This window comes from Mesorhizobium sp. M2A.F.Ca.ET.067.02.1.1, from assembly GCF_004023285.1.
Classification (GTDB): Bacteria; Pseudomonadota; Alphaproteobacteria; order Rhizobiales; family Rhizobiaceae; genus Mesorhizobium.
Genome location: NZ_RZSB01001318.1, coordinates 1 through 730, shown reverse-complemented (window position 1 = coordinate 730; position 730 = coordinate 1). Strand labels below are relative to the sequence as shown.

The window sequence follows — 730 nt, the reverse complement described above, 5'->3', positions numbered from 1 at the left end:
GGATAATGATGACTGCTCAAAAACCACGTCCCTCCGGCCTGCTTGCGATCGACCGCGAGATGGCGCGCCAGCATGAGGATGCGCTCGCCTCCTTCGAGGGCAATCGGGAGGCAGCCGCCAAGGTCGCCGCCTCCATCAGCAAGACCGGCCGACTCGTCCTGCTCGGCATGGGCGCCTCGCATGCCGTCGCCCGCGCCGTCGAGCCGCTCTATCGCGCGCATGGCATCGACGCCATCGCGCTGCCGCTGTCGGAGCAGCTCGGACAGCCATTGCCGCTTGCCGGCAAGACGGTGCTCGTGACCTCGCAGTCTGGCGAGAGCGCCGAGGTGCTGCGCTGGTTCTCCGAAGCGGTTCCGCAGGCTGACACCTTCGGGCTGACGCTGGAGGCCGGCTCGTTTCTTGGCCGCACGGTGACTTGCCTTGTCGGCGCCGGCGGCACCGAGCTTGCCTTTGCCGCGACCCGCAGCCTGACAGTGACCTTCGCGCTACATCTGGCGATCCTCGCAGCGCTTGGCGAAGACCCCGCCGCCGCGCTCGCGGCGCTCCAGGCGCCCGAAACGGTCGAGATCGATGCAGCCTTGGCCGCGCTGAGCAAGGTCGCGACCATCGTCACCTCCGGCCGCAAGCTTCAAGGCGTGGCTGAAGCGCTTGCGCTCGGCTTCACCGAACTGTCGCGCCTGCCCTGCTTTTCCCTCGAGGGCGGCCAGCTTCGCCACGGGCCGATGGAAAT

1 protein-coding gene is annotated in these 730 nt (G+C 68.2%); it reads left to right on the top strand.

The genetic code is table 11. From position 1 onward, the window contains the following. Nucleotides 1-8 precede the first annotated feature (8 nt). Nucleotides 9-730: aminotransferase (locus tag EOA28_RS37565; RefSeq protein ID WP_128315934.1), on the top strand; the 722-nt coding region annotated here is incomplete at its 3' end.